We start from the raw sequence: 20,418 nt of genomic DNA, 5'->3' as shown, positions 1-20,418 counted from the left end.
CGTTTCTAGCAGAGATCGTACCACCATGAGCCTTCTTAAAACCTCCACACGCTGGCCTTTGTACCTGGGGATTGCCGGGATGGTAGTGGTGTTGGTGTCGGTTTGGTACACGAATAATCTGGCAACCCAACTCTCCGAGATCGAGCACCGGCAACTGCGCATGGCGAATACCGCCACGGAACGCCTCAACCTGCTGACGCTGGATGACACGGGAGACGACGTCAGCATGGAACTCGACATTCTGGACGCCATGGAAACCGTACCTACCATCCTGGTGAGTATGGACGGCCACATCGACGCATTTTATAACATGGGGACGGTCGATACCGGCCGCGTAAAAGCGCAATTGAAGCAGTGGATTGATAACGGATCCGTCCCCATCCGGCAGGACGTGCAGCTGATCTACTACGGCGAAAGCCGGCTCCTGGTGCAGTTGCGGTACTTCCCGGTGGTGCTGCTGTTACTCGTCTCAACGTTCATTTTGCTGGGCTACATTGGCCTTAATCAGTCTCGCCGGGCCGAACAAAACCTCGTTTGGGTGGGGATGGCCAAGGAAACCGCTCACCAACTAGGTACGCCCATCAGCGCAATTCTAGGCTGGGTGGAGCACCTGAAAATGATGTACGGCGACAACGAGGATCTCATGGAAGTGAGTGACGAATTGGGCCGCGACGTCAATCGGCTATCCATGGTCGCCAACCGTTTCAGCAAGATTGGCGCCACCCCCGAACTCGTACCCACGAACATCTTCGAGGAGATGGACAAGTGCCGCGAGTACATGGAAAAGCGCGCGCCGCGTAAGGTAAAATTCAACTTCCCCGCGGCGGATGCTGGTAACCTGATGGTGGGAATCAACCCCCTACTTTTTGACTGGGTCATCGAAAATCTACTGCGCAACGCGCTAGACGCCATGGACGGTTCGGGTGAGATCTCCGCCCTCATCAGTGAGAATGGGGGGAAGGTATTTATTGACATCACCGATACCGGCAAGGGTATTGCGGCCAAGAATATTCGCAAGGTGTTTAACCCTGGATTCACGACCAAGCAAAGGGGGTGGGGCCTTGGTTTAAGCCTCGTGCGCCGCATCATCCACGAGTACCACAACGGTAAGATCCAGGTTAGCCGCTCGGCGCCCGGGGTTGGTACTACCTTCACGATCTCCCTACCCAAAGTCTGATGCAAGAACCCATCGTCGCCATTGCCACCCCGCCCGGAGAAGGGGCCATCGGGGTCGTCCGCCTGTCCGGAGCCGGCTGTATAGAGTTGGCGGATACGCTGTTTCCGGCGCTGTCGCTGGTGCGCAGCAAAGCCCGAAGAGCCATATTCGGGGGGCTGGCGGCGCCCGATGGTGAGCTGGTGGACGAGGTCGTGACGACCGTGTACCGCGCCCCGGCCAGCTATACGGGGGAGGACGCCGTAGAGATTAGTTGCCACGGAAGCCCTTACATCCTTAGCCGGATCGTCCAGCTTTGTATCGACGCAGGAGCAAGGATGGCCCAGCCAGGGGAGTTCAGCCAACGCGCCTTCCTGAACGGTAAGTTGGACTTGAGCCAGGCCGAAGCCGTCGCCGACCTTATCGCCAGTGAATCCGCCGCCGCCCACCGGATCGCCCTCGGCCAATTACGCGGTGGCGTAAGTAATGAGATTCAGGAACTCCGGACCAAACTCATAAATTTTGCCTCCCTGATTGAGCTGGAGCTGGACTTTGGCGAAGAGGACGTCGAGTTTGCTGACCGGGACGATCTGCGGGAGTTGGTAGAAAAGATCCGCCACCGCATCGAAGCGTTAACGACTTCTTTCCGATTGGGAAACACCATTAAACTGGGGGTGACAACCGTCATCGCCGGCCGGCCGAATGCGGGGAAATCCACCCTGCTTAACGCGCTGCTGAACGAGGAGCGGGCCATTGTATCCGATATCCCCGGAACGACGCGGGATACGATTGAAGAAACCATCAACATCGACGGGGTAACCTTCCGCCTGGTGGATACCGCGGGTATCCGGGAAGCGACGGACCAGATCGAGGCCATCGGTGTGGAGCGGGCGCTGGAGCGCGTGGCCTCCAGCCACGTTTTGGTTTACGTATTTGACGTCATCGAGACCGACCCCGTTACGCTGGCGTCGGACCTGGATCGGCTGTACCGGGAGGACATGGAACTGGTCGTCGTGGCCAACAAGATGGACCTCAACCCCTACACGAAGTACGAGCACTATTTTGGAGAATCCTACGGGGGGAAGTTTGCCGTTCCGGAAGACCGTTTCATTCCGATGGTGGCCAGGGATAAGAGCAATCTGGCTTATCTACAGGAGACATTGCTGAATGCTGCTACCGGTGGGGTAGGGCGCCTTGATCAGCAGCAGGTCATCCTTTCGAATGCCCGCCACTACGACGTGTTGAGCCGCGCGGATCAAGCCCTTGAACGCGTGCTAAGTGGATTGGGCTCCGGCATCAGCCAGGATTTCATTGCGATGGATATCCGTCAGGCACTCCGGGAACTAGGAGAGATCACCGGAGAGATCACGACGGATGACCTATTGGGGAATATCTTCTCTAATTTCTGCATCGGCAAGTAGCGTCGCCATGGAATCGAGGCGATCGTAGTGCAGTCAGAGACTGAACATTTATCGGAGCGGGCGTGGCGTTTGTCGAGTCTGGAGAAGAAAATGAGCGGTGGAAGAAACTTTCTTACGGAACCGTGACATTACTAGTATTCACTATTTGCGCTCACACCAAGCCTCGTTTTTCGCACGATTTCCCTGTTTTATTATTTTGCCCACGTTTCTGGGCGGCAGAGTGTAGCTTATTTGATTACGTTCTGTCTTTCCCTAGCTTTTGTTACTTACGTAGTATCGTCTGATTCAAGAACTTACGCTTAGATTCGTGTTCTTGCTAATACGCAAATGCCGCCGAGAATTCTCGATAGCGGCAGGAATTAAAGATGATCTAGTGACTAAGTTTTCAGACTACGGAACGCAAGCAGACTCCAGTTTACCCGGAATTCTACCTGCAGGAATAAATGCACAGCCGACCGGTGCACGTTTTGAAATGGCGACGAAAGAAGAGCGAGCCCACCGGGCCCACTTGGAAGATTGCAAAGTGATGGAAGAATTTGCCGAAGCGGCTTTTCACTTTGTTCTCAACTCACCAGATGACTTCTCAGACATATTTTAAGCCCTACCACCTTTACACCCTGTCCACTCCCCTTGGCCCGATCGGCCGTGTACTCGTGATTGCTGGCGATGATGCCTGCCGCGATAAGTACCAAAAATCCATCACCATTTTACCGGTTTACGATAACTCCCGCGACGAAGGGGCTTACATAAGTGTACCCATCCGAGCGCGAGTGCACGCTGAGGCGCCACCTTCTCAGGAGTCGGTCTTTATTGCAATTGCCGGTGCCTTCCCGATGCCACGGCGAAATGTGGAGATCAACTCTGCCACGCCAATTACCTTCAACGAAGAGCGGGCCATTAAACGTAAGTTGCGGGAGTATTTGGCCTTGTAGGGGGCCAACGTTGGTGAAGAGTTCCATCTATCTTTGGCCCCTGCCGCCAGCAGCATGCGTAACTTTCAGTAAAGCTTGGGCAAAGTTGAAACTGTTTATGCTGTAGCCTCCAAAGCTTCCTGTCTACAAACTAGAAGAAAAAAGCCCGCCCCCAATGTGAACGGGCTATACAACACTCAAAACGTCAAACCTATAATTCTTGATAGCTGCTTGGTCAGCAGCTTACTTATTTTAATAATGCACTCATTGGCTAGGCGCTGATGCGGTCGTACCGCCAGAGCTCCAAGTCTTCGATGAGACGGATCAATTTATCGCCGTACCGTGGGTCCGTAGCGTAGCCGGCCTTGCGCAGCCCGTGGGACCAACCTTTATAGTCGCGGTGACCCAAACGGAACAACGGCTTGTACCGGTTTTTTAACAGTACCTGACTGTGGGCCGCGAAGCTCTCAAATGGGTCGGAAAAATTGCGGAAGAAGTCCTTGTGGTGGTCATCACTATGGTTCGAGCAGTGGCCTTTTCTACACTTTTTACTGAAGCACTTGATCCCAAAGTGATTGTTGTTCCGGCGGGCTAGGGTAGACGTGCCGTGGCCACTTTCCAATAGCCCCTGCGCGAGCGTGATGCTGGCAGGGATTCCGTGGCGGCGGTACTCATCCAGTGCAGCGGAGCGGAAGTCCTTTACGTAGCTCAACTGAGCGAGTTGCTTTTTGGTCCAATTACGCCGCGCGCTCAATTTGTCGTCGATGGCCGCAACGGACTCAGCGCCCGAGGTTGAAGCTGCGATGGCCAACACTTGCGGGCCTTCCTCACTGTTGGTGAATACGGATTGCTCATTTACGCGCAGCAGGCTACCACCGTCAATATTTATGCTGAAGCTGATCTCCCGCTGCATGACAATAATTACCAATGCCGCCAGCACGACGAGCTTAGTGTAGGGACTCGTCACTTGAGCGTGAATCTTGTGATAGAGGCCCCGAAAGAGTAGTCGCAGGCCGGAAGGAATGCTGGGTATATTCTGTTTCATTAGTGTTGCTTGTGAAGCAAAGATAGACGCATTGTTTGAAATTAAAAACTAAAAACAACAATTCGTTTAATTATTCTTTAACCCTTTGGTAAGGCCCTATCGCGGGCTTGCCCTTTAGTTTTGCGCGCACAAGTTTTGTACTTATGATCTACCGTCTCGTCCTCATTACCGCTTTGTGCCTCGCATCAATGACTTCCGTTTCCGCCCAACAGAAACTGGCGCACGTGAATTTTGGAAACGTCCTGAGCGTCATGCCCGAAGTAAAGACGGCTGATGGTATCCTCGCCTCCCTGAATGACTCCCTTGGCACCGTCCTGGAAAAGCAGACCGAAGAATTTCGTACGCTGTACGAGAAAGTCAGAGCTGATGTGGAAAACCTCACCCCCATTCAACTACAGCAGGAACAAGCTAAGTTAAAGGGCATGCAGACCGAAATTGAGCAGCTGCAACAGCGTATCCCCCAAATGATCGAAGTTCGGCGGGGCCAACTCCTTGCTCCAGTAGTACAACGGGCAAAGGCAGCCATTGAAAAGATCGCCAGAGCTCGGGGCTACGATATCGTGATGGACTCTTCCATTTTCAATGCAGTGCTGTTCGTAGCCGAAGGGAATGATTTGACGGAAGCCGTACAAGCGGCGTTGAAATAACTCGTTAGCGGCGGCGATTGCCCTTCCCCAGCAGCTCCATGATGTCCTCGGTGAAGACGAAGCCCAGTATTCTTCCCCGATTGCCGTAGACGGCGGCGCCGTAGACGTTGGCTGCCACGATCTTCTCCGTTACTTCCAGCAGGTTGTCACCCGGCGCGGCGGTCACGAATTCGAATTCCGCTATGTCGAGGACGCTGCCTTCCGTGGCGGGGTCCTCATCCTCTAATGTTTCTCGGGAAACGAAGCCACGCAGCGCATTCCACCCATCGTAAACGGGCAGCACCGGCCAGTTGGTGACGCTAAATATTCGGTGAGCCTTAGTGGTAGCGTCGCCAGCGTATAAACGTGATTTGATCGGAAGGTCATCTATCGCTCTCACTACTGCACTAACGGTCTTCTTACTCAGTCTTCTCCGTTGCCATCCGCTGCGGTAGGTCACGGCGGACGTCCCCGCGATGAACAATGCACCGAAGGCTAAGAGCGGATCCTTCAGGTACCACGCGAGACCTAGTAAAGAGATGCCAATCAGCATCCCGAGCAGGGTAACCACCACTACCGCCGGGCGCTCACCGAGTGGCCGGCGCAGTAAAGCTCTTAGCATCCGCCCACCATCGAGGGGATAGGCTGGCAGCAGGTTTCCAATGGCCAGAATTAGGTTGACCGCCACGCTGACGCCCAGTAATTGGTCCATCCGGTCGGGCTGCACTACGTAATTACCAAAGGGGTCAACGAAACTCCGTAATAATAAATCACCGTCCGGCTGGAAATAGAGGAAGGGTAGGGCAATGGCCGCTAAAAGTAGGTTCGCTCCCGGCCCGGCTCCGTAGATCAGTAGCTCATCCACCACGGTTTTGGGAGGGTCGGGCAGGAAGGCGCCACCTCCGAGCGGAAAGAGAACAATTTTCTCCGCCGTTACGTCTCGGGCGCGAGCCATCAGTGCGTGCCCCAGCTCGTGTAGTAGTACGAACAGGAAGAGCAACACCCCGACCGAAAGGTACCAGGTCAACGCCTCCCGCACGATTCCTACCTCGGGCTGATAACTCAAATAAAGAATGCCCGGAACGACCAGCACGAAACTCCAGTGCAAGTCCACCGGGACGCCAAATAATCTGCCGGCACGCCAGGAGTAAGTAAGAATGATGAAAGGTTTTTCAGTAGATGATTGATCGCTCCCTTTTGTTGCGTAGGAGTTGTATTGGCAAATGGCTGCCCCTGCTTGGGCCCGTCGCCGCTGCCGCCAAAGTAACTACCTTCGCGGCGGATGAACCGTACCCTATTCATTGCCGCTCTTATCCTCCTTCCGGCCGCCCTGCTGATTCACCTCGGGGCCATGGTTTTTATCGATGATGAGGCAATCCGGGCGCTGGTCGCTCAGGAAATGATCTGGTCCGGGAACTACGTATCGCCCACGATGCACGGGGATGTGTACCTCAACAAACCACCCCTGTTTAACTGGATCCTGGCCATCAGTTTCTCCCTGTTTGGTGGGGCCGGCGAATTCGCTACTCGTTTCCCGACGGTACTGAGTGTACTGGGATTTGCCGCGACGACCTACTACTTCTCCCGCAAACACTTTTCCCGTTCCCTCGCTGGATTGCACGCCCTTACGGTGGTCACCTGTGGGCGGATGCTCTTTTGGGACAGCATGCTCGGCTTAATCGACGTCACCTTCAGCTGGGTGGTGTACGCACAGATCATGCTGCTTTACGAATACGGCAGCAAGGGGCAATGGTGGCGCGCCTTCGCCTGGAGTTATGGCCTCACGGCGGTCGGTTTCATGCTGAAGGGTTTGCCGGCCATCGTCTTTCAGGGGGTGACCATCTTTGCGTTGCTGACCTGGGTGAAGGCCTGGAAGCAGTTCATCCGTCCGGCTCACTTGCTATCCGGGGTGGCCTGCGTGGCCCTGCTCAGCCTATATTACTGGCAATACAGTCAGTACGTAGATCTGTCGTTGGTGGTGGATCGGCTCTTCCTGGAATCTGGCAAACGCACCGCGGCGGCACACTCCATTTGGGAAAACGTGGCGCACGTAGCGGGCTTCCCATTCGAAATGAGTTATCACTTTTTGCCGTGGACGCTCCTGCTGGCCTATCTCCTCCAGCGAGGTAGTTGGGCGCGGTTAAAAACCAATAATTTTGCCGCCTTCTGCCTGGTGGCGTTCCTGGCCAATTTGCCTATTTATTGGTTATCACCCAACGTTTACCCCCGGTACTTGCTCATGCTGTTTCCCCTTCTCTTCGGCAGCTGCCTCTACCTACACACCCAGCACCTGCGGCAGCGCACCCTGACCTACCGGAGCCTTCGTTATCTGCTGCTGGGCACGATGTCGGTTATTGCTATTGCACTGCCCTTCGTACCGCTCGTGCCGGAGACGGCAATCGTGAGCTACGCCTGGCTTAAAAGCATTCTCTTGGGCGCTGCCGCGGGTGCGGTGGTGTGGACCGGATGGAAGCGCCAACGCGGGTACCTCCTCCACGTGGCGGTGTTTCTGTTGATTGCCCGGGTGGCCTTCAACTTCTTCGTACTCCCCCCAAGGGCGGCGGGTGACGAACGCGGAATCGCCGTCCGCAAAACCGCCGTGGCTGCCATGGAAACGACTAAAGAGGACCAAGTAGCCATCTACGGCTATTCCCTAATTGAACCGGCCACGGGCTATTACCTGACGCAAGCCCGCGGTGCCATCATCCCGCGTATTTGGGAAGGATTTGACGATAAGACATTGTACCTGACCTCTCCCTGGCAGTACCCCGATATCAAAGTGGAAGCCGTCGACAGCGTCTACCTCCGCCACCACCGAAGTAGTTACCCTATCGGGCCCTTTGCAATCCCACCGACCGACCGCGCCCGGATGGGCTTGGGCGGCATGATGGACGGGATGGGCACCCTGAAGCCCGGCGACGAATAAAACGCGGTGGTACGCATCCACCTTGTTGGCGATTGATAACCGGCAAACTGGTAGCGGCGAATACCTTCTATCTTTGCGGCATGCAGTTGTCCGTAATCGTCACCGTCTACAATGAACGTGAGAATATTCGCCCCCTCGTGGAGCGGATCAACGCCGCGCTCGTGGGCCTCGACTACGAAATCATCTACGTGGACGACGGAAGTACGGACGGTACCGTTGCGGAACTGCGCAGCCTGGATGATCCGCGCCTCGTCATCGTAGAGTTTCGCAAAAACTACGGTCAATCCCTGGCCCTCATGGCCGGTATCGACGTCGCCCGCGGGACCTACATCGCCACCATGGATGGCGACCTGCAAAACGATCCGCTCGATCTCCCCGCCATGCTCCAACTCCTGGAAGCGGAGAATTGGGACCTCGTGGTCGGGGAACGCGTCAACCGTCAGGATGGCGCCCTCCTCCGGAAGATCCCCTCCCGCATCGCCAATTGGATCATCAGAAACCTGAGTGGCGTGCACTTGCGTGACTATGGTTGTGCGCTGAAGTTGTTCCGTTCCGAGATTGCCAAGGATATGGGCATTTACGGAGAACTCCACCGCTTTATCTCCGTCCTGGCCAGCCTAGAAGGCGCGCGGATCACCCAGATCCCGGTGCGCCACCACGCCCGGCAGTTTGGGGTAAGTAAGTATGGTCTCGGTCGTACTTTCAAAGTGGTGAGCGATCTGATGCTCATGCTCTTCTTCAAGAAGTATCTCCAGAAACCGATGCACTTGTTTGCTCAGTCGGGGATGGTTCTGTTCGTGCTCGGCGCCATCATCAACCTGTACTTGTTAGCCCTAAAGATCATGGGTCAGGACGTCTGGGGCCGGCCGATCCTCATTTTGGGGGCGGTGCTGATTTTGGGGGGGATCCAACTCATTACGGTGGGCATCATCGTTGAAGTACTGATGCGTACCTACTACGAAAGCCAGGATAAGCGGCCCTACCGTATCCGGGAAGTGTTTCGGGGAGAGCTCGTAACGACTCCGGAGCCAACTGAATCTAAGGTCGCCCGTAGTCGGATGGCCCTGCCACGGCAGTGAACCTAAGTTTGGGTTTCCCGCGAAGGCTAACCGCCAGATGATGGAAATACGGCATCCTGAGTACTGGTTGTTCAGTTGCTGACGGACAACCCCTTCGTTTCTTTGACGTTAATTGCCGTATGGTCCCCTCTCGCACACTACTTCTTGGTTTCTTCCTGCCTCTCGCTCTACTCCTCAGCGTCAGTCTGGCCGGGCAGAACGAGCGATTAGACGGAATTTGGGAAGGCACCATGATCGTAGGTGGGCTGGACGGAACCCAACGGCTACCCATGCAACTCTACCTGAAAACCATCGGCCGGACGGTGGAAGGGCGCAGCTACGTCCAACTCCCTAACGGTTCAACGCTGCGCATGGACCTGAAGGGCCGCCTGTATGGCGATGGCTCCATGGAGTTAAAAGAAGTCGCCTTCGCTGGCGACCCCACGAATGAGTTGATCCCGGAATTCAACCGACAGTACCAGATCGTTCTGAGCGATGATATTTGGAACCCCGTGCTCAATGGTTACTGGCAGGAGGTGACTGAGGAGGTCTTCAAGTCCGGCCGCCGCCTCGGGCGAATGCACCTCGAGCGGAGGGCACCGGATGATGCCTGATTAGTTTTCGGTATCTATTGACGGCCCTGAACTGACCCTTTTTACTTCCTTAGGTGGGAATAAATGAGCCCCGCATTGTAGGCTTTGAGTACGTGGCGGACGGTACTCGTCAGGTTGCGCGGTAACTCTTTGAGCGACCACCATTCCACGTTTTCAAATTTTTGGAGTTCCTTGCTTTCGGGGTTGCCCTCGTAGTGGTAGGCGCGGAAATACAGTACGATTCGGTGCTCCTTGGAGGACCGTTTGTGGAGTACGTGGACGAGTTCGAGGTCGTCCTCACTAAGTTCGATGCCGGCTTCCTCCCAGGATTCGCGGATGAGGGTTTGCATGGCGAATTCCTTGCGTTCGATCGTGCCCCCAACCAGAGAGTAATTCCCCCCGTTGGGTTTGGTTTGTTTGAGGAGCAGTAGTTTGCCCCGGTCCTGGAGTAACAAACGGGCTTTGAGGGAAACGGAGAACTTGGCCATAATGGGGTAGGGGAGGTCGGAGTAAAGTCAGCAACCCGACGGTTTTGGTTACTTTTGTGGCTGGTAAATATCGACTAATCCCGGATAAGCGGTGGTTGAATTTATCCAATTGGCCCGTGGGCGTTCGGAATGCTACCCGAACAGTGCCGAAACTGGTGACGTTCGATCGTTACGATGCGTCCTAAGGGCCACAACTGAACTCTACATTTTATGCGTTACGATAGTGTTATCCAAACCATTGGCCGGACGCCCCTCGTGGCGCTCGATAGAATCTGCGGAGACCGCATCCCCGCCAAGGTTTACGGCAAAGTGGAAGCGTATAACCCCGGCCAGTCCGCCAAGGACCGCGCCGCGATGTACATGATCGAGCAGGCCGAGCGTAAGGGTAGGATCCAGGCCGGCGCGACCATCATCGAAGCTACCTCGGGCAACACCGGCTACTCCATCGCCATGATCGCCGCCGTCAAGGGCTACAAGTGTATCCTGACGCTGACGGATAAGGCCGGCCCGGAGAAAATCGCCCTCTTAAAAGCTCTCGGCGCCAAAATCGTCCTCTGCCCGAAGGACGCTGCACCGGAAGACCCCGAAAGCTACTACTCCCGCGCGGAGGAACTGGCCGGCACGATCCCCAACAGCATCTACCTCCGGCAGAACTGGAACCTGGATAATTCCGGTGCACACTACCACTCCACCGGTCCCGAGATCTGGGAGGACACCGAAGGCAAGGTGACCCACTACGTTTGCTGTGCCGGCACCGGGGGCACCCTCTCCGGCACTGCCCGTTACCTGAAAGAAAAGAACCCGGACGTCACCGTCGTCGGGGTGGATGCCTACGGCTCCGTCCTGAAGAAGTACTGGCAAACGGGTGTGTTTGACACCAATGAGATCTTCAGCTGGAAGGTGGAAGGCCTCGGCAAAACGATCATACCCGATAACGTGGCTTTCGACCTCATCGATGAGTTCATTAAGGTTGGTGACCGCGCCGCCGCGCTCCGCGTACGGGAGATCGCCCGCCGGGAAGGCTTGCTACTCGGCTACAGCAGTGGTGCCGCCCTCGAAGCCGTGTTCGCCATCCGCAAACAGCTGACGAAGGATGATGTCGTCGTCGTCCTTTTCCCGGACCACGGAACCCGCTACCTCGGTAAGATATACAATGAGGAGTGGATGAAGGAGCAAGGCTTCCTCACCCCAACCGGCGAGCCGGCTTCCTATAGCGTCAAGCACTTACAACGCATGTACCGGGTGTACAAGCGGATGTACGGCCGCAAGATCAAGCAAAAGTTGAACCTGGTTTAATTTGGGTCCTCTGGTTAAGGGGATTTAGGTTAAAGATGCCCCGCTCAACCAACCAAAATGCCCTCCGGCGCGTACTGCAAATTGCTTACTCGGCCCGTTATTTAAAGCCACCCTTTTCGCATTAAGCATTCACCCAACATGGCTTCTACACAGAAATTTAAGTCCAATGGTGAGGCGCCACCGATGTTTGAGAATAAGTTTCTCAATCGCCTGACCCAAACCCACATTGCGACGCCGATCGTCATCTTTTTTGTCTATGCCATCGGCCTGCTATACTACACCGAGACTGCTACGGAAGTAAGCCCGGTAGCCGTGATTGGTCTATTCTTGTTGGGAACCCTCGGCTTTACTTTTGCGGAGTACTTCATCCACCGCTGGGTGTACCACCCGCCGCACGGAGCGAGTGAAGGGTACAAAGAAATGACCTACAACCTCCACGGTTTTCACCACGATTACCCAAAGGATAAGAAACGGCTCGCCATGCCTCCCATCGCGGCCATCGCTATTTCAACCTTGCTGCTCTTCCTCTTTGAATTCATCCTGGGTGATTACGCCTTCGCTTACCTGGCCGGTTTCGTGGTGGGCTACGCGATGTACCTGGTCGTGCACTACATGGTCCATATGTACCCGCCACCCAAAAATTTTCTGAAAGCACTCTGGATCAACCACGCGCTGCACCACTACAGTGAGGATGAGGTCCTCTTCGGCGTCTCCCAACCGCTGTGGGATTACGTTTTCGGTACCATGCACAAATCCGAACGGGATAAGCAGCAGGCGATTGAGATTGTGAGGTGAAAGCAGTTCAAAGTCTGTAGTCTATAGTCTGTAGTCTGTAGAGTCCAGACTGCAGACTATAGACTACAGACTAAAGACCTTTCCTTGCCAGCCCAATACATTCTAGACGTACACGACGTAGCCAGATCCATCCCCCGCGGGCGGGTGACGACCTACGGTGCCATTGCGAGCTTTCTTACCCTCGGCAGCGCCCGGATGGTAGGTTGGGCAATGAACAAGTGTATGCCGGGCGAAGACGTGCCGGCCCACCGCGTCCTCAACCGCAAGGGGGAGTTGAGCGGCCGCAACGCTTTCCCTACGCCCACCACCATGCAGGAACGGCTGGAGGAGGAAGGCATCTCCGTCACCGACGATAAAGTGGACAACTTTAAAGACCTATTCTGGGACCCGATCGAACTCCTTCCATGACTCAATTACTCCTGGAAACGGCGACGGACGTCTGCTCGGTCGCCATCGCGCAGGCCGGCGAGATCCTGGCGGAACATACGTCCGCGGATCCCTTTCAACACGCCTCTCACCTGACGCTGTTCATTCGCCAAGTGGCGGAACAAGCCGGTATTAACCTTCAGCAATTGCAAGAGGTTGTCCTCAGCGATGGGCCGGGGAGTTACACTTCGCTGCGCGTCGGGGCCGCTACGGCGAAGGGACTTTGCTTAGCCCTGCCCGGGCTTCAGTTGCGGGTGGTTCCTACGCTGAGTGCGTTGGCGCTCGCCACTGGCCACACTGGCTTGGTTCTGCCCACCATCAATTCCCGCAGGGGCCAGGTATACGGCCAGTTGTACGATCTCGGGGCGCTGCCGCAGGTGCCAGGTGATGGGGAATCGGATCGGTCCGCTGGCTACTGGGTAAACCCACAAAACATTATCCTGACCGAAGAGACGTGGTTGGAGGACCTCCTAGAAGTTGTTGGAGGGGCAGCAATTACGGTCACCGGCCCCGGCCAACAAAGAGTACAGGAAATGCTTCCCACTGGAGCTCCGGTCCAATTTTTGGCGCCCGATACTTGCCGCGCTACCTTTCTTCTGGCACCCGCGGCAGCGCCCGCTTATTCCCGGATCGTGGATAGCGCGACGTACGAGCCCGCTTACCTGAACCCTCCCTTCGTGACCAAATCGAAGAAAAAACCACTGGGCTGATGCGGTACGTACTCGAACTGGCCTACAATGGCACCAACTACGCCGGGTGGCAACGCCAGCCCAACGCCATGACCGTGGAGGAGCGCGTGGATACCGCCCTGAGCACCATCCTCGGCGAAAAGATCAAGATCATCGGTTGCGGGCGGACGGACGCCGGCGTGCACGCCAGCTATTACGTGGCCCACTTTGACTTTGACGGGGTGATCCCGCCCGCTTTTGAACGCCGGTACAATCGCTTCGTCGATGAGGATATCGCTCTCTTGGGACTGTACAAGGTAGCGGAAGATTTCCACGCCCGCTTCCAGGCTAATGATCGTGGTTATACCTACCGGATGACGCTGAAAAAGGACCCGTTCCGGCAGCACACCGTGACGAGCCTGCCGCAATTTGCCTCAGCGGACCAGGACAAAATGCAACGGGCCGCGGACCTCTTGTTGAGCTACTCTGCCTTTGCCCCTTTCTGCAAGACGAACTCTGATGCCTTCACGATGAATTGCGAAATACGCCGGGCCAACTGGGAATTTACCGATGAGGAGTGGACTTTTCGTATTGACGCCGACCGATTCCTCCGGGGAATGGTACGCCTGATCGTAGGAATGTGCTTGCGCGTTGGGACCGGGAAACTGTCATTAGCAGAGGTGGAACAGGCGCTTGATAACCAGCGCCCGCTTAAAAACCCCTGGAGCGCACCGGCGGCGGGGCTCTTTCTCAGCTCGGTGAAGTACGCTGACCGCGACGGCTGGGAACGGGTAAAGTCGTAAGTTTGTGGCAAATCCTGCATCCCGCTCGTGCAAGTAAGCCTCGAATACTTTTCCCAACTGGCCGGCTCCGCCGAAGTGACGTTTCTGCTCAGTTTCCTGATGCCACTTACGATGGTGTTGACGATGGCCCCGTCCATCATCAGGATCGGGGTCGAAAAACAAATCGTTTCCGGTGTTGTGGACCGCAGTAGCCACAAAGAGATCACTCCCTGCGTAGGTGGGATTGCCATCACCCTAGGTATCCTGTTCTCGATATTGGTGATGACGCCCTCGGAGGTGGTGGGTGAGTTACAGTACATCACCGCCGCCATCCTCATCGTATTTATGGTGGGTTTCATGGATGACCTGAAGGACCTCACCGCGAGTTATAAAGCAGCAGGGCAAATTCTCGCCCTCTCCATCGTGGTAATTATGGGGGTACGGCTGGAAAGCTTTTACGGTCTTTTCTACCAGTACTGGGAATTCCACAAATTCTTTTCAATCCTGCTATCTGGGTTCACCATTCTGGTCATTGTCAATGGTTTCAACCTGATTGACGGTATTAACGGGCTGGCTGGTACGGTGGGGACGATCGCCTGTTGCTCCTTTGGGGTCTGGTTCTACATCACGGATAATCTCGCCCTGAGTGTGTTGGCAATGTCCACGGCCGGTTCTCTGCTGGGCTATATGCGCTACAATATGGAGCCGGCGAAGACCTTCATGGGGGATTCCGGCTCTCTGGTCGTTGGCCTGGTACTGGGCGTGCTCGCGGTCGAATTCATCGATACGGCAAGTACGGCGGAACTCACCGAAAAGTACCGATTTACGAACCCCGTAGCGATCTGTATTGCCATCCTGATTGTGCCTTTATTTGATACCTTCCGCGTATTCAGCGTGCGCTTACTGCGCGGCCTCAGCCCAATGCAGGCGGACCGCCGCCACGTGCACCACCTCCTAGTAGATGCCGGGCTAACTCACCTGGAAGCTACGACCGCGCTCGGGCTATACAATCTCACGATCATCAGCTTGGCTTACTACCTGGACCCATTGCTGGACCTTCATTTCCTAATCTTGATTATCGTCGGCGTTACCACCTCAATCTCTACTGCGATCTACCTCAAGAATAAGCGGAACAAGCGAACGCGGGAGACCCTGGCCCTTAACCAAAAGGCCTAATGCCCTGGCTACTCGTATTCCTGGGGGGTGGGTTGGGCAGCCTCTGCCGGTACGCCATTTCCCGGCTACTGCCCCTGGCGGAACTCGCAGAAGGGGACATTCCCTGGGCAACCCTACTGGCCAACGCATTGGCGTGTTTACTTTTGGGAGTCCTTTTGGCGTTGCTGGCAAAGGAGCAATTACCAAAGGAGTTATCCTTCCTGCTGGTCACTGGTTTTTGCGGTGGTTTTTCGACGTTCTCCACCTTCAGCGCGGAGTTGTTAAGTCTGCTGGAGGCGGGGCACTACGGGGCTGCGCTCACTTACGCCGCCATCAGTTTGTTCACGGGCTTGGTCGCCATTTGGGTCACCCTACTCTGGCTCCGCTAGCTTTTCGAGATCATTGCTGTCTTTACGCTCCACTTGGTAGTTGCCCATGGCAATGATGAAGGCTAGATTGAGCAGGTACTGAGCGCCAATCTTATCCGTCTCCATCTGGTCGTTGATGATGTTGAAGGCATCTACAATGATTAGTGCCAGCAGGGCCGCCATGATGGCGTTGCGTGCATATGGGTCCCGTTGCCTGTAGTACATCCGGGCTCCGTACACCAGGGCACCCAGAATGTAGACCAGGAAAAGTACAAGCCCAGGGAAGCCCTGTTCCACCAGCGTCATCAGGTAGTAGCTGTGGATACCGGACCCGTCCTCATTATCACTCACGTAGGTGCGGAACATCTCTACGGTGTACCCTTTGTAATGTTGGAGGAAGGTGCCCGGCCCCCAGCCCGTCCACGGTTCGTAGGGCACCATATGGCCGGCAGCAACCCAGCGGTAGAGGCGCTCCATGGTGGAAATGTCCTCCAATTTGTAGGTTGCTGAGATCAGGTTGCCGAAATTATCGTGGCTAACGGTGGTGTTATAGTCCGGGGCATAGTCCAGGTATTTATTATCCTGAATGACGTAGGCTGACCCCAGCAGTAAGGCCACCACCGCGAGGGCCAAAACCGGCTTCAACAGTTTCCACTTGATGAGGAAGTACACCCCGCCGGCCATGACCAGCGCTACGAAGGCCGCCCGGGTGAAGGTGAAGTAAACGGCGATCATCCAAACGGGAAGGATCAGGTAGGTCCACCACCAGGTGGATTTGCCCTGCCGGCCCCGCCACCACCGGAGAAAGATCAGCCAGGGGGTAAATACCGAAAGGCACCCGGCGTAACTAACGTGCTCCGGCATGAAGGGGTACATGGTCAGGTGTTGTTCCGCAAAACTGAAGCCGTAGGCCGCGTGGCGCACCAACGTTTGGATGGCCACGAACAGGAGAGGCCAGAAAATACAGTTCAACGCAATCAGCAAACTCTTGCGCGATCGAATGAGCAGCAGGGGAACTAGAAAGTAGGCACCCACGTACCACAACTTCGCGGCGGAGAACTTCAGGCTAGTCGTCACCCCCGCGCTGAAGAAGGTGGTGAAGAGAATCCACCCCACGTGCAGGTAGAGCAGGCAGGCGATGGGGTGCAAAAAGCGCTCGGATGCATATTCGTGCCAGTGCCGCGCCAGGTGCAGCACGAACAAACCGGTAAGGCCAACGGCTAAGGGTTCCGTAGGAATATCCGTACTCAGCCCACCGGGTAGTTGGATGTCCGTACTCAGGGGGATGAACACCAGCATCAGGTAGAACAGCGGCCGGAAGTCAGTAAAGGACTGGGCCAGCACCCACATCACGGCCGGAAGACCAAGCAACAGGTAATTATCCGTGGCCAGCGCTACTACCATAGCCACCAGGGAAACCGCAGCGTACCCGTAGTAGAGCCGTTGCTGCGGTAGCGTGGGAGCCGTCGTGGTTAGCGGTGGGGGCATGGCAAAATTGCTGGCTGCCCTTCAGGTTTGCGTTTCCAGAGGGGCGAGGCGGGTTGCTTACTGAAAGATGCTTTTCCAGTCGTAGCGCCGCCCGCTTTCGAAGATCAGTACCCCGATGACGGCCGTGAGGAAACTGAAGATCAGACCACCGAGCACGATCAGGCTACGGACGGGTTTTGCCTTTACGACGGGCACGCGGGCCTCTTCCACCACTTCCAGGGCGCGTTGTTGCGTGGCCAACAGGCGCTCGTACTGCGTTAGGCGCAGCCGATCGTAGGAGACGGCGTTACTGAGGAGCGTCCGTCTTTCTTCGAGGGCGTTGATGGGGCCCAGGTTTTCGTTGAAGCGCGTCAGCTGAGTATCGAGCGTTATCCGGCTGCTGGTGAGGCTGGCCAGGGAGATCTCTAATTTGGCGATACTGTCCCGATCCGCGCGGCGGTTGCGCTGGCGGTAAGATTCGATCCGGCTTTCGGTGGTCGCAATGTCATTTTCCAGGGAAGAGGATAGGGTAGAGAGCACTTCCCCCTGCACTTCGGTATTGTAAACGCCGGAAGAGGAACGAATTTCTTTGAGGGAGGCATTGATGTCGGCCAGGCGTTGTTCGCGGGTCTTCACCTCATCACCCAGGCTATTGTAGATCCGGCGGTGGTTGGCGGTGATGATGTTGACGCTAATGTCACTGATCTTTTCGCGGGCCGATCTGGCCATTTCAGCCGCCCGTTCGGGGTCCTTATCCATTACCGAAAGCTCCAGGGTGTTGCGGGGGGTCTTGACCACTTGGTAGTTATTCAGCAGTTCCCGCCGCACGCTCATGGCGCTCTTCGTATTGGTGGAGTCAATCTCGTAGACGCCGTAAAGGTCAAAGGTTTCAACGAGGTGGCTCAGGAGTTCGTCGCTTTCCGCGATGGCCAGCAGCCGGTCAATGTCGTCGCGGCCGCCGTAGATGCCAATCCGGCCATTGGAGTTGCCAAAGATGTTATCGATCGTATTCAGGTCCGGGTTCACGGCCAGGAAGCTCGTCGTAGATTGGTAGTAGACGGGCAGGAGTAGACTCACAATCGCTGCCAGTAGCCCACCAACGAGGGTCGTAATTACGATGGGTTTCCGCCATTGCCAAAGGCTGCGGAGCACACCGGCCAGTAGGGGCGGGGGGGCGGTGCCATTATTTTTTAACTTCATCGGTGGTTATGGTAAACGGGGCGCAAAGGTAACGAAATGGCCGGCGTGGCTTAATATGAATGCTAAATGGAAATTCTTCCCAAGCAGGCAATGGGCGCTGCCGCAGGTGCCAGGAAATGGGAAGGCGGACGAGCCATCCAGGTTTTGGACGGAACTGCCAGTTAGGTATTTGACGCCCCATCAGTAAATTCCGTGGCCCCGGCTAATTCAAGACACTTCCAGCGGATACGCAGCACCACTTTTGGCAGGGAAGCCTCGTTTGCTTGCCACTTACCATTCAAAATCAGCCCACCATGAAAAACGTCACGCTCCTACTTGCATCGCTACCTATCTGGTTAATGGCGGTCCTGTATTTCAGTCCTGACCCGGCACCTGCGGCAGCGCCCGAAATGGTGTACGACACGACGCACGAGGCTTCCAAAGGCATTGCCGTACTGGAATTATTTACCAGCCAGGGCTGTAGTAGCTGCCCTTCGGCGGATCGTCTACTGGGAGAACTGGCCAGAGAGGAGGGAGTGCTGGCCCTTTCCTTTCACGTAGATTACTGGAACTACCTGGGTTGGGAAGACCCCTTCAGCAGTCCTTGGTACAGCGCCCGGCAGCGGGATTATACGGATCAGCTACGCTCCCGCACCTATACGCCCCAACTGGTGGTGAATGGGCGGAAGGAAACCGTAGGCAGCCGAGAAAAAGAAGTGCGGGCGCTCGTGGCCGCCGCAAAACAGGTACCCCTTCCACTAGCGTTCGGGACTACAAGTGTAGAACGACGGGGGGATGAGCTACGGGTGCAGTACCAATTGGCTACCGTTGGAGAAGACTTACGGGTGAGCGCCGCCCTGGTGCAAACCGAAGCTCATTCCTCCGTTAACCGCGGAGAAAACCGGGGGCGGGAGCTCAGCCACGTCAACGTCGTCCGGGCCCTCGAACACGAGCCGGCCAGGAAAGAAGGCACGATTGAATTATCCGTGCCAGAAGGTCTGAACACCGATGGATTGGAAGTGGTGCTGCTAGCGCAGCGGACGACGGACCAGCGGATCGTCGGAGCCGCCCGTGCGGGTGTTTTGGCGCGGTGATCGTTTCTTTGTGACGCGGCGGGCGGAGCGATCCTGGCCCGCTAACTCACCCGCCCCCGCTATGGCCATCTACTTTGCTAGTGATTTTCACCTGGGTGTTGACGCCCGCGTAAGCTCCCGGGAGCGGGAAAGGCAGATCGTAGCCTGGCTGGACCACTGTTGGCGGACGGACGCCGAGGCCTTCTACCTAGTGGGCGATCTCTTCGAATTCTGGTTTGAATGGAAAGAGGTTGTACCCAAGGGCTACGTCCGCTTCCTGGGAAAACTGGCGGAGATCGTTGATTCGGGTTGCCCGGTCCACGTGTTCACGGGCAACCACGATCTGTGGATGGTTGATTACCTGGAGCGGGAGGTAGGCGTAAAGCTGCACTTTTCTGCCCTCCGGGTTCAACTCAAGGGGTACGAAGTGCTCATCGCCCACGGTGATGGCCTGGGCCCGGGGGACCACGGCTATAAACGGATGAAGAAGGTGTTCACGGCCGGTTGGGCAAAGTGGTTATACGCCCGGCTGCACCCCAACTTTGCGATCCGGCTTGCCTTTTTTCTAAGCGGTAGAAGCCGCAGTAGCCAGCCAGCGGAAACTGAATTCTTAGGGCCCGACCAGGAATGGCTCGTCGCCTACTCCGAACGTAAGCTTGCGCAGGACGCTTCCCTGGATTTCTGCCTGTTCGGTCACCGGCATTTACCGATCGATCACACCCTGAGCAACGGGCGTAGCCGCTACCTGAATCTGGGGGAATGGCTTCACTACAACTCCTACTGCCGGCTCGATGAGGGAGGAGTTGAGCTACTTTATTGGAAATAATTTCCTGCGTAGATTGTATGGCTAGCACGTCAACAACTAGAGGATAATTCCGTTCCCGTCTACGAAGCCGAAGTGAGGTTTGGTGATTGGTAAATAATTTGCGGTCACGTAGAATTGAAACTGTCTTGTGCAACGTAGTCATTGTCAGTAACTTAGGCACGT

Annotated in this window: 22 protein-coding genes; 17 read left to right on the top strand and 5 right to left on the bottom strand. The window is 55.9% G+C overall.

The features are described 5' to 3' along the window. The first annotated feature begins 25 nt into the window (after window positions 1-25). The 4 genes from A3850_RS02285 to A3850_RS02275 all read left to right on the top strand — a co-directional run bounded on the left by A3850_RS02285 (window position 26) and on the right by A3850_RS02275 (window position 3,506). A complete protein-coding gene (locus A3850_RS02285; protein WP_068213800.1) occupies window positions 26-1,177 on the top strand; it encodes a PAS domain-containing sensor histidine kinase in 1,152 nt (383 codons plus the stop codon). Next, window positions 1,177-2,574 carry a tRNA uridine-5-carboxymethylaminomethyl(34) synthesis GTPase MnmE gene (mnmE, locus tag A3850_RS02280; RefSeq protein WP_068213797.1) on the top strand — a complete coding sequence of 466 codons (1,398 nt, stop codon included), beginning with the start codon at window positions 1,177-1,179 and terminating at the stop codon, window positions 2,572-2,574. The genes A3850_RS02285 and mnmE overlap by 1 nt, the downstream gene beginning before the upstream one ends. Window positions 2,575-2,947: 373 nt before the next feature. Then, on the top strand, window positions 2,948-3,172 hold the full coding sequence (locus A3850_RS20070; RefSeq protein WP_157500829.1) for a hypothetical protein: 225 nt from the start codon (window positions 2,948-2,950) through the stop codon (window positions 3,170-3,172). Further along, a complete protein-coding gene (locus tag A3850_RS02275) occupies window positions 3,150-3,506 on the top strand; it encodes a hypothetical protein (protein WP_068213794.1) in 357 nt (118 codons plus the stop codon). The genes A3850_RS20070 and A3850_RS02275 overlap by 23 nt, the downstream gene beginning before the upstream one ends. A 250-nt stretch (window positions 3,507-3,756) precedes the next feature. On the opposite strand, the gene A3850_RS02270 is transcribed toward A3850_RS02275, so the two are convergent. Further along, on the bottom strand, window positions 3,757-4,530 hold the full coding sequence (locus A3850_RS02270; RefSeq protein WP_068213791.1) for a glycoside hydrolase family 73 protein: 774 nt from the start codon (window positions 4,528-4,530) through the stop codon (window positions 3,757-3,759). 143 nt (window positions 4,531-4,673) lie between these two features. On the opposite strand from A3850_RS02270, the gene A3850_RS02265 reads away from it, so the two are divergent. Continuing rightward, window positions 4,674-5,177, top strand: coding sequence for an OmpH family outer membrane protein (locus A3850_RS02265; protein ID WP_068213788.1), 504 nt, complete (start codon window positions 4,674-4,676; stop codon window positions 5,175-5,177). Window positions 5,178-5,181: 4 nt separating this feature from the next. Here A3850_RS02265 and A3850_RS02260 read toward each other — a convergent pair whose 3' ends face one another. Then, on the bottom strand, window positions 5,182-6,270 hold the full coding sequence (locus A3850_RS02260; protein WP_068213785.1) for a site-2 protease family protein: 1,089 nt from the start codon (window positions 6,268-6,270) through the stop codon (window positions 5,182-5,184). Window positions 6,271-6,438: 168 nt separating this feature from the next. Here A3850_RS02260 and A3850_RS02255 point away from each other — a divergent pair, with 168 nt between their 5' ends. The 3 genes from A3850_RS02255 to A3850_RS02245 all read left to right on the top strand — a co-directional run bounded on the left by A3850_RS02255 (window position 6,439) and on the right by A3850_RS02245 (window position 9,754). Then, window positions 6,439-8,082, top strand: coding sequence for a glycosyltransferase family 39 protein (locus A3850_RS02255; protein WP_068213782.1), 1,644 nt, complete (start codon window positions 6,439-6,441; stop codon window positions 8,080-8,082). Between the two features lie 80 nt (window positions 8,083-8,162). Further along, window positions 8,163-9,161: a glycosyltransferase family 2 protein gene (locus tag A3850_RS02250; RefSeq protein WP_082921570.1), complete on the top strand. Its 999-nt coding sequence runs from the start codon at window positions 8,163-8,165 to the stop codon at window positions 9,159-9,161. Between the two features lie 119 nt (window positions 9,162-9,280). Beyond that, window positions 9,281-9,754: a hypothetical protein gene (locus A3850_RS02245; protein ID WP_068213780.1), complete on the top strand. Its 474-nt coding sequence runs from the start codon at window positions 9,281-9,283 to the stop codon at window positions 9,752-9,754. A 41-nt stretch (window positions 9,755-9,795) separates the two neighbouring features. On the opposite strand, the gene A3850_RS02240 is transcribed toward A3850_RS02245, so the two are convergent. Beyond that, entirely contained in the window at window positions 9,796-10,221 is a 426-nt protein-coding gene (locus A3850_RS02240; protein WP_068213777.1) for an NUDIX domain-containing protein, read from the bottom strand. Window positions 10,222-10,431: 210 nt separating this feature from the next. Here A3850_RS02240 and A3850_RS02235 point away from each other — a divergent pair, with 210 nt between their 5' ends. From A3850_RS02235 to crcB, 7 genes are all read left to right on the top strand, one after another. After that, window positions 10,432-11,517, top strand: a complete 1,086-nt coding sequence (locus A3850_RS02235; RefSeq protein WP_068213772.1) for a PLP-dependent cysteine synthase family protein — start codon at window positions 10,432-10,434, stop codon at window positions 11,515-11,517. Window positions 11,518-11,655: 138 nt separating this feature from the next. Next, window positions 11,656-12,312: a sterol desaturase family protein gene (locus A3850_RS02230; protein WP_068213769.1), complete on the top strand. Its 657-nt coding sequence runs from the start codon at window positions 11,656-11,658 to the stop codon at window positions 12,310-12,312. An 84-nt stretch (window positions 12,313-12,396) separates the two neighbouring features. Further along, window positions 12,397-12,720: an MGMT family protein gene (locus A3850_RS02225; protein ID WP_068213766.1), complete on the top strand. Its 324-nt coding sequence runs from the start codon at window positions 12,397-12,399 to the stop codon at window positions 12,718-12,720. Beyond that, window positions 12,717-13,448, top strand: a complete 732-nt coding sequence (gene tsaB, locus A3850_RS02220; RefSeq protein ID WP_068213763.1) for a tRNA (adenosine(37)-N6)-threonylcarbamoyltransferase complex dimerization subunit type 1 TsaB — start codon at window positions 12,717-12,719, stop codon at window positions 13,446-13,448. The genes A3850_RS02225 and tsaB overlap by 4 nt, the downstream gene beginning before the upstream one ends. Next, complete coding sequence (gene truA, locus A3850_RS02215) at window positions 13,448-14,209, top strand: tRNA pseudouridine(38-40) synthase TruA (protein ID WP_068213760.1); 762 nt, start codon at window positions 13,448-13,450, stop codon at window positions 14,207-14,209. The genes tsaB and truA overlap by 1 nt, the downstream gene beginning before the upstream one ends. A 27-nt stretch (window positions 14,210-14,236) precedes the next feature. Beyond that, window positions 14,237-15,364 (top strand): MraY family glycosyltransferase, encoded by a 1,128-nt coding sequence (locus A3850_RS02210; protein ID WP_082921569.1) that lies wholly within the window; start codon window positions 14,237-14,239, stop codon window positions 15,362-15,364. Beyond that, window positions 15,364-15,732: a fluoride efflux transporter CrcB gene (gene crcB, locus A3850_RS02205; protein ID WP_068213757.1), complete on the top strand. Its 369-nt coding sequence runs from the start codon at window positions 15,364-15,366 to the stop codon at window positions 15,730-15,732. The genes A3850_RS02210 and crcB overlap by 1 nt, the downstream gene beginning before the upstream one ends. On the opposite strand, the gene A3850_RS02200 is transcribed toward crcB, so the two are convergent. Both A3850_RS02200 and A3850_RS02195 read right to left on the bottom strand, forming a co-directional pair. Next, complete coding sequence (locus A3850_RS02200) at window positions 15,715-17,199, bottom strand: O-antigen ligase (RefSeq protein ID WP_068213755.1); 1,485 nt, start codon at window positions 17,197-17,199, stop codon at window positions 15,715-15,717. The genes crcB and A3850_RS02200 overlap by 18 nt on opposite strands. Before the next feature lie 57 nt (window positions 17,200-17,256). Then, window positions 17,257-18,378, bottom strand: coding sequence for a hypothetical protein (locus tag A3850_RS02195; protein ID WP_068213751.1), 1,122 nt, complete (start codon window positions 18,376-18,378; stop codon window positions 17,257-17,259). A 293-nt stretch (window positions 18,379-18,671) separates the two neighbouring features. Here A3850_RS02195 and A3850_RS02190 point away from each other — a divergent pair, with 293 nt between their 5' ends. Both A3850_RS02190 and A3850_RS02185 read left to right on the top strand, forming a co-directional pair. Beyond that, window positions 18,672-19,451 (top strand): thioredoxin family protein, encoded by a 780-nt coding sequence (locus A3850_RS02190; RefSeq protein ID WP_157500827.1) that lies wholly within the window; start codon window positions 18,672-18,674, stop codon window positions 19,449-19,451. A 61-nt stretch (window positions 19,452-19,512) separates the two neighbouring features. Further along, the gene (locus tag A3850_RS02185; protein WP_068213746.1) at window positions 19,513-20,256 is read left to right on the top strand and encodes a UDP-2,3-diacylglucosamine diphosphatase; all 744 of its coding nucleotides are present in this window, start codon (window positions 19,513-19,515) and stop codon (window positions 20,254-20,256) included. Window positions 20,257-20,418: the final 162 nt, after the last annotated feature.

The sequence above is a fragment of the Lewinella sp. 4G2 genome (assembly GCF_001625015.1).
In the GTDB taxonomy this organism is placed as follows: domain Bacteria; phylum Bacteroidota; class Bacteroidia; order Chitinophagales; family Saprospiraceae; genus Neolewinella.
This window is presented reverse-complemented; position numbering and strand designations above follow the sequence as displayed.

Excerpts from the sequence above, each read along its gene's own strand:
- A3850_RS02285 (WP_068213800.1), top strand. The coding sequence starts at position 26 with ATGAGCCTTCTTAAAACCTCCACACGCTGGCCTTTGTACCTGGGGATT.
- mnmE (WP_068213797.1), top strand. The coding sequence starts at position 1,177 with ATGCAAGAACCCATCGTCGCCATTGCCACCCCGCCCGGAGAAGGGGCC.
- A3850_RS02275 (WP_068213794.1), top strand. The coding sequence starts at position 3,150 with ATGACTTCTCAGACATATTTTAAGCCCTACCACCTTTACACCCTGTCC.
- A3850_RS02270 (WP_068213791.1), bottom strand. The coding sequence starts at position 4,530 with ATGAAACAGAATATACCCAGCATTCCTTCCGGCCTGCGACTACTCTTT.
- A3850_RS02265 (WP_068213788.1), top strand. The coding sequence starts at position 4,674 with ATGATCTACCGTCTCGTCCTCATTACCGCTTTGTGCCTCGCATCAATG.
- A3850_RS02255 (WP_068213782.1), top strand. The coding sequence starts at position 6,439 with ATGAACCGTACCCTATTCATTGCCGCTCTTATCCTCCTTCCGGCCGCC.
- A3850_RS02250 (WP_082921570.1), top strand. The coding sequence starts at position 8,163 with ATGCAGTTGTCCGTAATCGTCACCGTCTACAATGAACGTGAGAATATT.
- A3850_RS02245 (WP_068213780.1), top strand. The coding sequence starts at position 9,281 with ATGGTCCCCTCTCGCACACTACTTCTTGGTTTCTTCCTGCCTCTCGCT.
- A3850_RS02240 (WP_068213777.1), bottom strand. The coding sequence starts at position 10,221 with ATGGCCAAGTTCTCCGTTTCCCTCAAAGCCCGTTTGTTACTCCAGGAC.
- A3850_RS02235 (WP_068213772.1), top strand. The coding sequence starts at position 10,432 with ATGCGTTACGATAGTGTTATCCAAACCATTGGCCGGACGCCCCTCGTG.
- A3850_RS02230 (WP_068213769.1), top strand. The coding sequence starts at position 11,656 with ATGGCTTCTACACAGAAATTTAAGTCCAATGGTGAGGCGCCACCGATG.
- tsaB (WP_068213763.1), top strand. The coding sequence starts at position 12,717 with ATGACTCAATTACTCCTGGAAACGGCGACGGACGTCTGCTCGGTCGCC.
- truA (WP_068213760.1), top strand. The coding sequence starts at position 13,448 with ATGCGGTACGTACTCGAACTGGCCTACAATGGCACCAACTACGCCGGG.
- crcB (WP_068213757.1), top strand. The coding sequence starts at position 15,364 with ATGCCCTGGCTACTCGTATTCCTGGGGGGTGGGTTGGGCAGCCTCTGC.
- A3850_RS02200 (WP_068213755.1), bottom strand. The coding sequence starts at position 17,199 with ATGCCCCCACCGCTAACCACGACGGCTCCCACGCTACCGCAGCAACGG.
- A3850_RS02195 (WP_068213751.1), bottom strand. The coding sequence starts at position 18,378 with ATGAAGTTAAAAAATAATGGCACCGCCCCCCCGCCCCTACTGGCCGGT.
- A3850_RS02190 (WP_157500827.1), top strand. The coding sequence starts at position 18,672 with ATGAAAAACGTCACGCTCCTACTTGCATCGCTACCTATCTGGTTAATG.
- A3850_RS02185 (WP_068213746.1), top strand. The coding sequence starts at position 19,513 with ATGGCCATCTACTTTGCTAGTGATTTTCACCTGGGTGTTGACGCCCGC.